This is a genomic window from Lactococcus protaetiae (genome assembly GCF_006965445.1).
Classification (GTDB): Bacteria; Bacillota; Bacilli; order Lactobacillales; family Streptococcaceae; genus Lactococcus; species Lactococcus protaetiae.
In genome coordinates this window covers 1157309-1169872 of the sequence record NZ_CP041356.1, presented here as the reverse complement: position 1 = coordinate 1169872, position 12564 = coordinate 1157309, and the positions used below count along the sequence as shown (strand labels likewise).

The window sequence follows — 12564 nt, the reverse complement described above, 5'->3', positions numbered from 1 at the left end:
TTTCCCTCACAACTTTCCCCACTCATTAACTTAAAAAGAGCAAGATTTTTTCTTGCTCTTACTACTAAATTTCTAAATATTTCTAATATATCCATGACTTGTTTGTGAATAATCAGTAAGTGCTAATTCTCGACCATAAGCACCAAAGTTAAAATATCTTTGTAGCGTTTCTACACTTAATGTTTCTAAACCGCCCGTTCGCTCAATTAATTCTTGCGCCAAATCTTCATCATCTCTAGCCTCCACAAAGTCTAAATCATCTTTATTATCAATAACATCATCAATATCATAAATTTCAAGAAAATCTTTTAAATGGTCTATATCAGAAATTTCTTCTAATTTTTCGGCATATTCATTGAGTTCTTTGATTGATGAATATTCACCTACTCTATAACCGTAAAAGTTCTCAAAATCATGGATCGCATATTCCTCGCCATGTTCTTCATCAAGCAATAAATCACGTTGAATTTGTCTAAAATTCACTGGTAACTCATACCAACGCCCTCTTGTTCTTCCGTTGTTATAACTTTGCAAATTTACAACATAAATTTTTAGTGTTTCCATTTTTCACTTTTCCTTTTCTAATTAATAATTTAAGATACTCAGCCAGTTCATCTCATTCAATGATTGAACTTCCGCAAGAATTCCTGTTAATGAAAAACCTTGACTTTCCATATCTTCCGCATATCCTTTAATATAGCGCACACTATTATCTAAATAGTTCCCAAAGACATATAATCTTTGTTTGTATCGCTTTTCAAGATAGACAAGAAAAAGGACATATTCAGAAAAAATAGAAATTGAATCATTATCCTCTCTGATATATCCCATCATACTTTGTACGAGTTTTCCCCAATCCTCTTTAGAAAATTGAATACTTTCTTGTTGCATGAGATGAATTTTTCCAATATATTTTTTTAGATTTTCAGCCCAAACCATTACCTCTGAAAGTTTTGCAAAGGGGCGTAACATTAATTCCTGTTCAATTTCTCGTAAACGATAGTCAAAGCGTAAATATTTTTCTTGCATTCTTCGCTCAGAAGCTTTTTCTTGCGCTTTAAAATCTGATAGCTCTAACATTTTATCTCTTTCTGTTTTCTATTGTTCGGAATTAACTTTAAAAATCCTGGAATTTTCAACGTAAAAACTAGGTTAATGCCGAACATTAATCGACTATTTTTTTGTTATTGATTTTAAATTATTTTTAAATGTACTTCTTTCTGAGCAATAAAGTGTTCGAATGTGAGTAATTCCACTCTCTACCCTTTCAACCTCGGAGCACTTATCCATCTTCAATAAGTTACACATTTTACGACCTTGCTTAGTTACACCAACCGCAAATACCTTACCAAAGGCAATATCTGGAATAGTTAAATCAATATCTTCTACAATTTCACTTAGTGCTTGTGGTACTAATTTTAGTAAGTCTAATTGATTTTGATATTGCTTTTTTATGGCAATCACATCAATATATATTGGTAAATCTCGACTTGAATTTTTGCTTTTTTCCCATAAATTAATTCCGCCAAGTCCTGCCAAATGGTAGAAATCTTTATAAAGGAGTTGAGGTGCTTGCTCTTTTAGTAATCTTACCTGAACATATCCGACCGCAATTTCTTTCCCATATTCATTTTTTGTGATAACCCTAGAAAATTTACCATAATCAAGAAATTCATTTGCAAGCTGTCCATCATCTTCACTAAAGTAATCCCAATTTTCTTGGTCTGTTTGATTCACAACATCAAGCATAAGCTCTGCATAATTTATTTGTGTTAGTTCAACAATCTTAAATCTGCTTGAAGGGTCTACTTTTTTTGAGTTGACTTTTTCAACTTTTTTAAAATGAATCTGATTAAAGAAATCAACAATGAGATAAATATTTACATCACCTCCCCCAGTCATACAATTAACCAAATTAAAGGCGACTTGTTTTACATTTTCGACGACCTTTTTATTATCAAATTCTTTTATAAAATCATAAAATTCTTCATCTTTGGATATACCAGTTAATTCTAAGAGTTTATATATCCTCTGACTTTCAATATATTTGAAACTAGCTTTCACCAAATAACCATTAATTCCATCTATTTCATAAAAAATCTCACACATTTTTTCTCTCTCCTATTTCTTATTTTCCTATCACGTAATGCAATTGACTGGCTTGTGCCTTCGTTAACACTTGATAAGTAAACACTGTACTAAATCCAGTTCCTGACTGTGAAATGAGAATTGAACCGTCCGAGTGAATATTTTCTACAAAAGCCACGTGTCCATATTGAGGGTCTGCCTGCCATTGTCCGCCCACCATTTGACCTGCGCTAAAACTCACCGCACTATGAAGTGTTGGGGTCATTGTAACTTGATAGCCTGCTTTGTGTTGCCAATCTGCGCCATTGCCCATATATGAATCATAGGTAATTCCAAATTCTTTCGCCCGATTATAGACCCACCACGTACACTGTTTATAAGCATATGCTTGCGTTCCATAGTTTCCTATGTTCATGGCTTTATCAATCGTCCAACCACTCGGCAATGTCGGCACTGGGGCAGAACTTGAACCATTTGAACTCATCCCTCATTTCTCATCGTATTGAGCCAGTAGTTCGCATTGGAAATCCGTTGTGCCATTGCCTCAACCCCTGCTCGCTCATATTTTTGAGTTAATGCCGTTACCGTTTGAGTAACCTCTGTTCCCTTAATCAATTGTTTAAGCAACGTTGAATCAGAGCCATCATGATTAAACGCAAAATCAAGTTGAAGTCCAACGTCTTTCCAATCCGCATTTTCGCTTTTAGCAAAATTCAAAAGATTGACCCTTCGTCCACCATCCCATTGTGCCAGTCCAAACGCATAACCTCCAAGGCTTGCGTTCATTGCTTTATCTTCATTGAATGTTGCCCCTGATTGAATGGCATCTGCTTTCAATCCTGATTCTTGTTGCCAAACACCCATTAAAGACGCTACACCTTCATCTGTTCCGCCTTCCTTGTGTCCTTGAACCCAAATTTTATGCGCCTCGTCCATTTGAGCATTATTTATTTCAGTCATGCCTGCCGATACATCTGTACCGCCAGCTCCGCCCATCATCACTACTGAAAGCGGAAGTAACAAAAAGGCAAGAATAATCGCCACACTTATTTTTTTCTTCATTAAAATTTCCTTTCTTAATATCTCGTGATTCCGCTTTGTTCTTCCATCTGACGGCGAATGACCTCACTTTGAGGCTCAACTTTTGCGCCTGTTAAGACTTTACGCTGACGCTTTCTTTCAGACTTCACCGTTGATTTTGTCCGCCCATATTTTGGGGCAAGCTCTGGTTTAGGCTGTTCTTTTGCCAATTGACGGGTTGCTTGCGTCTTTTCTTGAATGGCTTTCTGCCGCTCCTCACGATTTTCTCGGTAAAGTTGTCTGCGCTCTGCAGTGGCTTGTTTTTCTTTTGTTTCCTCTAACACATCACTTAACGCGTCATAACCTTTAGTGTTTTTCTCTAAAGCTTCTTGTTTCTGTTTCAGTTTTTTCTTTTCAAGCCGTTCAGGTGTGAGCGGTTGACCTCGCCGATTCATTGACTTTTCTTGGCGATTTAAGCGGTCAAGTTGTTCCATTTTTTTATCTTTTTTATTGACAAGTTTCTGACCTTTATTCCATTGTTTCTCACGTTGTTCAGGCGTAAGCTTGTCCTGCTTCAACTTGTTCGCTATCTTTTTCATCTGTCGCTCTTTACGCATGGCAGAGAGATTTCTTCTTACCCCTGCACCATTACCAAACGCACGCCTTGCCATCCCGTTTTTAAGCAATTCTGCATTAACTGCTCCTACGGTTGCACCAGCAACTAAGCCTGATTTTACACCCCCAAAGGCTTGTGAACCTGCCCGACTGGCGCTATTTTGAATCTTACCAATCAAGCGTCCAACTTGAAGCTCTCCTTTTTGAATCAATCCCCCAACTGATTTCTGAATACATAAATACCAATGATAATAATCACTTTCAACCAATTTTGCATGGCATACGTTTTGATGTTACTTGACACCAAAATATTCGTCACAATGGTATTAAACAAAATAATGATTGCTCCACCCGCCGTTGAAAATAATCCAATCAGGATAAATTGAAAAATTTTCTTGATAAAGGTGAGCATGGCGTTACTAAAAGCGGGATAGAAAGAAAGAATCGCCACTACCCAAGCAAAATCAATCAATAATAAAGCTAAGAGTTGAAAAACAAAGCTGACAACCGACAAGAAGCCAAAAACAAGCAGATAGACCGTATTAGCGATGACCGCTGATGTCGCTGTCGCAATTTTTGAGCCAATTGAGGCATATTTGAGGTGGTCTGATTTTAATGTTTTATTCACTGCGCTGACTGCATCCGAATCACCTTTTGTCGCTAAAAGTTGGTCGATTTGAGCTTGTGTGATATTACTCACGCCATTTTCATCTAAGGTTACCTCGTCAAAATTAAGATAAAGAAAAGGTTGAGTTACCATGATGTTTTTTAAATCCGTGCTACTCTCTCCTGCAATGGTTTGAACAATGGCGTCTTTGGTTTGACCGACTGCGGTATTTGTTTTTGTCACAAAATCACTCCCTGCGCCGAAAAAGATGGCATTAATGGAGAGAATAAAAAAGAGTGATAAGAAAGCCTGTGGCACTCGTCCTTTCGCAAGGGCACGAATCAGCGTTAACAGAATCCCAAAGACAGCAATATAACCAAATCCAGTGCCCATTAGCTTGTCATAGACCGATTTTGAAGTTTTGAATTGATTGTTCGCTTGCTCGGTTAAAATATTATTCTTTCCTAAAGAATTTTTAACCGTATTCACCAATTGATACTCTGCTTTGGCAATTCCAAAAGCCCCTTGTACAAAAACGGTATGAATCATATTTTGACCGCCTGCCGTCAAAGGGTTTTTACCATCTATGATATAAGAAGTGTAGAGCGACAAATTATCTCTATTTGCTTTTGTCGCTTGACCGCTCGGAGAGTTAGGGTCATTAGGGTCAAAATTATCAATATTATTTGCCCAATTGTTCGAGGAAGTCGTGTTATTACTTGGTTTTGAGCTTGGATTTTTATTAACCGTTGGATTTTGAGTGTGAGTTGATGAATCGCTCGACTCTCCTGTAAGAAAAGGTGGTTTGATTAGTCCATCCCCTGCTGTATCAGCTCGTGTTGGACTGACACAAAAAAAGAGCATTGCCCCAATAACAGCAAGCACTCCCCATTTTAATTTTTCCATTAAGCCACCTCGTCATATTCAAAATCCATATCCGTTTCTACCGTGTCAAAAAGTCGAGTGATTTCTGGCAACATTCCATCAATAACAATTCGCTCAATGTGTCCGTAAGGGTCTTTCATCAGACATTCTCCCTGTGTCATATTATCCACCCACTCTAACGTGTCCTCATTGACTGGCACTTTCAAATAGTTCAATAAACGGTCAGTTTTAGTCACTGTATTAAAAGCAAAGACTGTACCAAAGCCTGTATCATCTTTTTCGTTCTCTGCGTCACCTGCTTGCTTTGCTCCTGTACTATCTTTCAAAGATTGCGTCACAAGGACAAGGAAATTATTATACGACCGTCCTGTCCGTCTTGCTTCAGTAAGAATATTGTCGCCAACCTCACTATTCATCATAAACCACGCTTCATCCACAAAGACACTCGTTTCCGCTTTGGAACGTTCCCCAAAGGCACGGCAGAAATAGCCCAGAGCGTACATCAGAACTAAGGATTTAATTTGACTTTGAGTTTTGGCTTGACCGCCATTTTTTGGTAAGTCTAACCCCCACACTTCAAGTACCGTCATGTGTTGCTCTAAGTCTAAGCCTCGATTTTCTCCACGTGAAAAAGCCAATTGCAAGACCGAATTATTGACTTTTGCAAGGGTCAACTCCGCACGTTCTACGACTTCCTCAATCCCTGATTTTTCCAATTCATCAAAAACGTGTAAAAATCCGATTTGCTCTCCTGTTTCTCTCCTTAACAATAGTTCATCAACCGTCCTAAGAAAAGCATTTTTAAACTTCACACTATTGTCATAATCATCACCCAACAGCTCTGCGACCATTGTTTCCGCAAGGTCTTTACAAGTCGTACTTGGCGCAAAGACAAAGGGGTCAAGCGCCCCATGATTTTCTGTGTTTTCTGATTTCAACGTGACAAAGTTAATTTGCCTGATGTAATCACACAATTCAGGATACAGTCCTTGACTTTCGTATTCTTCCAAGACTTCCATGTATTGTTTGCGCATTTCAGCTTTAGGGTCAATGTAGAGCGTTTGACTTCTTAGTAAAGAATGGCAAAGGAAAAGAAGTTTTGTCAGGTAAGATTTACCTGACCCTGTTTCGCCTATAATTAAAATATGTCCGTTGTCGGTTTTCTTTCCTTTGATTTTCTTGTTCGCTTCATACATATTAAAAAAGACAAGCTTGTTTGAATCCTCAATCGCTCGTTGGGTATCTCCATTATAAGAATCTACTCTGTCAACCACACGTGCAATGTAAAACCCTCGTTTTGAGCCGACACTATTACTTGCAAACCACAAATGCTCACAAAAACTTTCTAAGGGTTGAGATTGCACAAAGACATCAAGCTTTCGGTTGTGTCCTTCAGTTATACGGCTCACTGAAAATTCTTTTTCTTGGTCTGCTTTTCCGCTAGAGATTTCTAATTCGGTATCTTTCGTTGCAGCCATCAAAATGGTTTCTTTTTCCCAAATTTCTTCAGGAGAAACACCGTAGATTTCAATAGAATAAACAAAGTCTAAGAACTTCTTCCCTTTTTCTATATCTTGCTCTTGATATTCTGCTAATTCTTGCGCCATGATTACGTCAGTTCTTTGACGACTGTCTGCTTGTTCCGCTTCCTGACCTATATTTTTGGCTCGTTTTTTTGCCCGATTTCCTCTTTTGAGTGGCGCATTTACCCCATGTGAACTAGCAAAAGTTGCCCTGCAAAAAGTGCTTATTTCAAAGTTAAAGGAGTGAAAAAAAGCTTCGATATCTTGACCGTTCATTACCGTAGGGTCAGCGATAATGGGTAAACTCTTAGAATAACCAAACTGACGGTTTGAATAATGACCGACAACCCCCTCTGCCAAAAAGTAAAGCTTTGCCTCGTCAATCGCTTCATAGGAACTATCAAGATGTGCTTGAATCTCTACTGAATCTACTTTCAAGCCTTTCAAATAACGTGACGCAAAAACAAAAGCGGTTTGTTCGGAGGTCATAAAGTCTGCGCCGATTGACATTAAACTCGAACGTACCGCCTTAGCTTCTTGACTAAATTCTTCATACCAATCGGGAGCAAAACCCACCTCTTTATTAAATAAGCTCACCACTTGTTTAGAAAGTTCCTCTTTGGCATACTTTTTCGCCTTTTTCCAGTTCAGCGGAATCTTTCTTGTTTTCAAAGGAACAGTGATAAAAGAGCGGTATTCATAAGGACGCCCCAGCTCTAAATTTAAGTTTTCTGTGATTTGTTCCCCAATATAAATGGCTAAGGGCGCACACGGTGGATAATAATTTTTAGAAAGCTTGCGAAATTCATTGGCTAAATCCAAAGAAAAAGAAAGCTCAAAAACTTCAAAATTAACATACTTTTCAAGTTCACCAAAAGCCTGAACCTGCCTACTTTTATATTTGAGCCGTCCTTTTTCATCTTTTGATGAAATCACCGTTGACGGAACATTCAAAAGAAGATGAACCGCGCCATCTTCCTTTAGTACCAATGAATCGTGAATATCTACAATTCTGCTACGCAACTTTGCGCTCTTGTTCTTCATTCCATTCCCTCACTTTCTTTTCAAAATCTACAACGGTCAGCTCTGCTAAATTTTCCTCAAAAAATTCACCCTTATAAAAATAACCCTTTTTCCAATGTTCAAAACGATAAACGAACCAGTCTTTTAAAAAAATGGGTAAATGTTTTCCATCAGGTTTTAACTCTGATAAAAAAATACCGCCATAATAGGCGCTAAATACTCCGCTTGCAAGAGCAAAACCTAAACTTGCTTGAAAAATCTTCCACAAAAAAAGAAAAGTAACAATACCTACACCTCCACCGTAAAAAATTACCGATATTCTCAATGCTCGCTCTAAATAACGATTACCAAAAAGATGTTGAACAAGGTGCGGTTGTTGATAGAGGCGAGTATAAGACAGATTTAACTCTTTTCTTTGATTTTCTGCCATGATTTACCCTCCAAATAATTTACTCCAACCTTGATTAATAAAGTTAAAGACCGTTTGAAAGTTTGTCACAAAATACCAACCAAAGCTTGCACCTATCACAGCTAATATGACTGTAAACATTTTCTGATTATGCAATGCTTTTACAATGACTACAATAATAATCCCTAAAATAATATATTGGATAAAGCCATTCCAAGCCCAATCAAAAACAGGTTTTAGCCCTCCATCTGCGACCGCCAACTGTTTTACGTTTGCTTGCAAGATAAGATTTTCAATGCTTTCTTTTTGGCTTAATGTTAACATGAATTTATTCATTATTTTTTCCTTCCTTGTTGAATATAGTTTTTATCAATCGTATGTTTAAAATCACTTGCAAAATAGGAATTGCCTTGTGCTGCAATCTTAAATGTCCAATTCTCTGCGTGTGTTCCCATCGCATTTTCAAATGTTGCTTGGGTGGTTGCAGTAAATGACCCGTCTTTATTTTGGGTGTAGTACGTGTAGTCCACCGACTTAAACGTTTGGTCTAAGTTTAATTTCAACCCCTTTGAAATCAAGGGTAAAGTATTTGAACTACTGGTATAAGCAGTGAATAAGCTTTTAACATAGTTGTCTAAGGCTTCATTTTGAGCTTGTGACAAGGTGTCAGTTGCCCCAGTTGTACCTTATCTTTAAATGCCCCTTGCAATTTCTGAATCGCTGTAAAATAAGGTTGGGAATTAACGACATAGGTTAAGCCTGATTTTTGATAAGGCACATTAAAAATAGTATTATGCGTTTTTCCTGCGGTTACATAAGTCACCGCATAACTGGCGTTACTACTCGTCAACTCTAGCAATGTCGCACTTTTTAGTTGGGTAGGGTTAAGTTGTTGTCCTTGGGCTAAGGTAGGCAATTGTCCATCTGAATACGCTTGAATATTCTTGTTATAATCAGAAAGCGCATTATCCTCTTTTGGCACATTAAAATAAGTTTGAACAAAAGAATCAAGATAAGCCTTTGCCCGATAATCTAAACTTCCTGACGTTGTATTTTGTGTGGTTTCCGTCCGATTAATAATCGTGTGTGTGGGCTGAAAACCCGACCCAACAAGGGCAATCAAGGCGACATTAAGCAAAAGCAAGCCACCGAAAAGCACATGATAAAGATGAAGGGCTTTTTGAGGCGACCATTTTTCTTGTGGTTCTTTTTTATATTTTGCTTTTGATATTTTTTTCTTTTCAGGCTTTTCTGCCTTTGATGATGTTAGTTTGATGATGTTCTCCTTTCACTCAACGTTTCATTTGCTCAATGAAAAAATGGACTAGTTTTAAACCCTCGCCCCATGATGTTTTAAAATAAGAAAAATCACTACCAGTATTAATACAAAGATAATGATTTTACCCATCCAATGTGCTAGCAAGTTCAACAACTGACGAATCACTGACAGAATCAATCGAATCATGATACACTCACTCATTCTTGCTCACTCGCTTTATTTTTACGCTTTAAAATCAAGAATATCAACAATGCCCCAATCGTTATTAATGCCCCAAGTATTTTAATCACTGTTTGAATCACATTATTTTTCTTGTGGTTCTTTTTATTTTGTGAATCTGCTTCAATCATGGCTTGTTTGAGCGTTTTTGTTTTATCTGTTGGTTGACTACTCGTTTTATCTTTGGTTGACTTTTTGACGTCCTTGTCCTTTTTTGAACTCTGCAAGAAACTTGATGGCGTTTCAAAATCAGCCGTTGATGTTCCGTCCGCATTTGAATCAACAAACGAAGGGAGAGTAACGACCGTTCCGACTGACACAGGTGCATTAGGTTTCGCTTTTGGTGGAATTGGTTGTGTTGGAATCACTGGTGCAATTGGACTATCTTTAGGTGGTGTTGTAGGTAGCACGGGTGGAATCACTGGTGTTGGCAACACTTCCCCATAAACAGCAATCGTCAATGTTTGACTGACAACGTTACCCGAACTGTTCACAAAGCTATACACGGCTTGATAAGTGCCTGCTTGTTGCATATTCACATTAGAATTGACCGTCAATTGCGAGAGCGAAACAGGGGTTTTGCCGTCCGAATCTAATGCGCTCACGACAAAGTCCAAAGGGTTAAACTCATTTCCTGCGTGAATTTTCACGGTGTCCGCAAGCAACGTTAGACTTGCCTTATCTAGGATATGAACAAGGAGCGTCTGACTTTGAGTTTGACCTGAACTGTCCACAAAGCTATAAACCACTTGGACATCCCCTGCTTTAGTGGTATTTACCATTGAATCAATCGCAATTTGGCTAAACTCTACGGGTGTTTTACCATCTGAATTTAACGCTTGCGAAAAATAAGATTGAGCACTGAATGAATCCCCACAGGTTAGGGTGATTTCATTTGTGGTAAGGGTTAGACTTGCTTTATTCTGAACATAGACACGTAACGTATTGGTGATGAGATTTCCGAGATTGTCCGTGAATGAATACGTGACCTTATAATTTCCTGCTTTAGTCGTATTCACTGTTGAATCAATTTGAATGTTATTCACATCAAAAGGTGTTTTACCGTCTGAATCAAAGGCGCTTTCAATATAGCTTTTAGGGTCAAAAGAATCGCCACACGTTAAATTCACATGAGAAGTCGTTAAATGAATCACTGCGCCACTTACCACATTGACCGTCAATGTTTTTGTTATGATTTGACCGACATCATCTGTAAAAGAGTAGGTCACCTCATACGTTCCTTGCTTGGTCGGGTCAAGCTGACGGGTGTCAATTTTTAATGTTGCCCCATCATTACTTGAGCCGTCTGAATTAATCAGGCTTGCGACTTGGGCTTGACCGTCAAACGTTTTACCGACTTTCAATGTGATTTCATCTGACTTTAAGTTAAGCGCTGATTGACTGCTCACATTAACCGTTAACGTTCTTTGAACGGTTGAGCCGTCTTTATCTATGAACGAGTAAAGCACTGTATGCCCCCAACGGTAAGCGTTTGAGGGTCATCTAATGCCACAGTTTTACTGTCAATCGTGGCTTTAAGCGTTGTGCCATCATTGATTGAGCCGTCATTATTTTTCAGTTGAGCAAGTTGTGCCGAAGCTGTGAATGAATCCCCCTTTTTCAATTGTAATTCCGTTCCATTCACAAAAATAATCTGACTGCCATCATCATTCACCGTTGCACTTTGTATGTTTTGTACTTGGGGTGTGTCTGCATTAACTACAACCGGAAGTATCGTATTTCCAATAATTAGAGTTACCCCTAACGCACTTACCCATGTTTTCCCACGTTTCCACGTTCGGAAACCTTGTTTTTCTTTTTTCATAACTTCCTTTCGATATTTTTATTTGATAGTATTTCAATTTTTATATTTTTTTTTAATATTTCTATTTTATCAGTTGTTTAAATGAGATTTATAGAATATAATAAAATCATAACATTGCAACAAAACCCTTACTTTTGGAGGATTTTATGGATTTAATCTCTTTTTTGGTAAATACAGCTACAGTAATTGCCGCCATCCCACCTGCTATTGATATTTATAAGTTTGTTAAGTTTAAATTATCTAAAACTTCGCCCAAACACCATAACCTTTCTACGTCCAATACAAATGTTTCTGTAGAAACCACCAATATTGGAACCTATAATCAAAACATTCAAATGTCATTTCCTGGATATCACGACTATAACCTCAAAACCTCTTATGGTTTGAGTCCAGTGGAGCAAAAAAATTATGAGATAAGAAATCATAGAATATGGAGATATATTACTATAATCATACTAGCTTTATTTCTTTATTACGTGTTTACTCAATGGAAAGTTGTCAATCCTGTGTTCAACGTAACTCTGAATGACTGGTTTAATAATAACTCCAAATTTACCTCTCTTACTCATAACTTATACTTCATATTAATGAGTAGTTTGCAGAGAGTTTTTAACAGTACAGCATTTGCACAAATTATTTTTTCAATTATTGTTATTATCAAAATGATTTTAAATAAAAGTGTACTTTATCGTAAAAGAAATATTGCCATTTATTTATTGTCGCTTCTTGCGACCAGTTATTTATTTTACATTTTTAACAGTATCTCTCTAGAAAAACTGTCAATAATATCACTCGTTACAACAAACAGTGATGCTTCTCTCTTAAAGACACTAACTCCTTTGTTTAAAATATACTCAATTTTTGTCATGATTTCACAGGTTTTTTATTCCTCTTATGTTATAGGAACTTGTTTTAGAATTTTCACTATCGGTGAGTTATACTATGAGGATTTAGAATTTCAAGCGAAAGTAAACAAAGAGAAATTTCGTTTAATTATATTTCCTTTTATAATCAGTGCGCTTTGGTATCTATTAAAAATGATATTGTAACGAATCCAACAGTTACAATTAC

General features: G+C 37.3%; 16 protein-coding genes. 1 reads left to right on the top strand and 15 read right to left on the bottom strand.

The window, feature by feature from the left end; all coding sequences use genetic code 11:
• Window positions 1–72: 72 nt before the first annotated feature.
• From FLP15_RS05855 to FLP15_RS05795, 15 genes are all read right to left on the bottom strand, one after another.
• A complete protein-coding gene (locus FLP15_RS05855; protein WP_142766352.1) occupies window positions 73–564 on the bottom strand; it encodes an antirestriction protein ArdA in 492 nt (163 codons plus the stop codon).
• A 21-nt stretch (window positions 565–585) separates the two neighbouring features.
• The gene (locus FLP15_RS05850; protein ID WP_142766351.1) at window positions 586–1080 is read right to left on the bottom strand and encodes a hypothetical protein; all 495 of its coding nucleotides are present in this window, start codon (window positions 1078–1080) and stop codon (window positions 586–588) included.
• Window positions 1081–1173: 93 nt separating this feature from the next.
• On the bottom strand, window positions 1174–2109 hold the full coding sequence (locus FLP15_RS05845; RefSeq protein WP_142766350.1) for a hypothetical protein: 936 nt from the start codon (window positions 2107–2109) through the stop codon (window positions 1174–1176).
• A gap of 19 nt (window positions 2110–2128) precedes the next feature.
• Window positions 2129–2572, bottom strand: a complete 444-nt coding sequence (locus FLP15_RS13045; protein ID WP_223804741.1) for a CHAP domain-containing protein — start codon at window positions 2570–2572, stop codon at window positions 2129–2131.
• Window positions 2569–3150 carry a phage tail tip lysozyme gene (locus FLP15_RS13040; RefSeq protein WP_223804740.1) on the bottom strand — a complete coding sequence of 194 codons (582 nt, stop codon included), beginning with the start codon at window positions 3148–3150 and terminating at the stop codon, window positions 2569–2571. Before FLP15_RS13040 ends, FLP15_RS13045 begins: the two co-directional genes overlap by 4 nt.
• A 14-nt stretch (window positions 3151–3164) precedes the next feature.
• Window positions 3165–3935, bottom strand: coding sequence for a hypothetical protein (locus tag FLP15_RS05835; protein WP_142766349.1), 771 nt, complete (start codon window positions 3933–3935; stop codon window positions 3165–3167).
• Window positions 3932–5236 (bottom strand): hypothetical protein, encoded by a 1305-nt coding sequence (locus tag FLP15_RS05830; protein WP_142766348.1) that lies wholly within the window; start codon window positions 5234–5236, stop codon window positions 3932–3934. Before FLP15_RS05830 ends, FLP15_RS05835 begins: the two co-directional genes overlap by 4 nt.
• Window positions 5236–7782 carry an ATP-binding protein gene (locus tag FLP15_RS05825; protein ID WP_142766347.1) on the bottom strand — a complete coding sequence of 849 codons (2547 nt, stop codon included), beginning with the start codon at window positions 7780–7782 and terminating at the stop codon, window positions 5236–5238. Before FLP15_RS05825 ends, FLP15_RS05830 begins: the two co-directional genes overlap by 1 nt.
• Window positions 7754–8191: a TcpE family conjugal transfer membrane protein gene (locus FLP15_RS05820; RefSeq protein WP_142766346.1), complete on the bottom strand. Its 438-nt coding sequence runs from the start codon at window positions 8189–8191 to the stop codon at window positions 7754–7756. The genes FLP15_RS05825 and FLP15_RS05820 overlap by 29 nt, the downstream gene beginning before the upstream one ends.
• 3 nt (window positions 8192–8194) lie before the next feature.
• Window positions 8195–8506: a TcpD family membrane protein gene (locus FLP15_RS05815; RefSeq protein ID WP_142766345.1), complete on the bottom strand. Its 312-nt coding sequence runs from the start codon at window positions 8504–8506 to the stop codon at window positions 8195–8197.
• Window positions 8506–8733, bottom strand: a complete 228-nt coding sequence (locus FLP15_RS05810; protein WP_142766344.1) for a hypothetical protein — start codon at window positions 8731–8733, stop codon at window positions 8506–8508. Before FLP15_RS05810 ends, FLP15_RS05815 begins: the two co-directional genes overlap by 1 nt.
• A gap of 71 nt (window positions 8734–8804) precedes the next feature.
• Window positions 8805–9308, bottom strand: coding sequence for a conjugal transfer protein (locus FLP15_RS05805; protein WP_190288357.1), 504 nt, complete (start codon window positions 9306–9308; stop codon window positions 8805–8807).
• A 192-nt stretch (window positions 9309–9500) separates the two neighbouring features.
• Window positions 9501–9650, bottom strand: coding sequence for a hypothetical protein (locus tag FLP15_RS12715; protein ID WP_190288356.1), 150 nt, complete (start codon window positions 9648–9650; stop codon window positions 9501–9503).
• Window positions 9647–11137: an immunoglobulin-like domain-containing protein gene (locus FLP15_RS05800; protein ID WP_142766342.1), complete on the bottom strand. Its 1491-nt coding sequence runs from the start codon at window positions 11135–11137 to the stop codon at window positions 9647–9649. The genes FLP15_RS12715 and FLP15_RS05800 overlap by 4 nt, the downstream gene beginning before the upstream one ends.
• Window positions 11119–11493: a KxYKxGKxW signal peptide domain-containing protein gene (locus FLP15_RS05795; protein ID WP_142766341.1), complete on the bottom strand. Its 375-nt coding sequence runs from the start codon at window positions 11491–11493 to the stop codon at window positions 11119–11121. Before FLP15_RS05795 ends, FLP15_RS05800 begins: the two co-directional genes overlap by 19 nt.
• Window positions 11494–11639: 146 nt before the next feature.
• Between FLP15_RS05795 and FLP15_RS05790 the strand changes: the two genes are divergently transcribed.
• Window positions 11640–12542, top strand: a complete 903-nt coding sequence (locus FLP15_RS05790) for a hypothetical protein (RefSeq protein ID WP_142766340.1) — start codon at window positions 11640–11642, stop codon at window positions 12540–12542.
• Window positions 12543–12564: the final 22 nt, after the last annotated feature.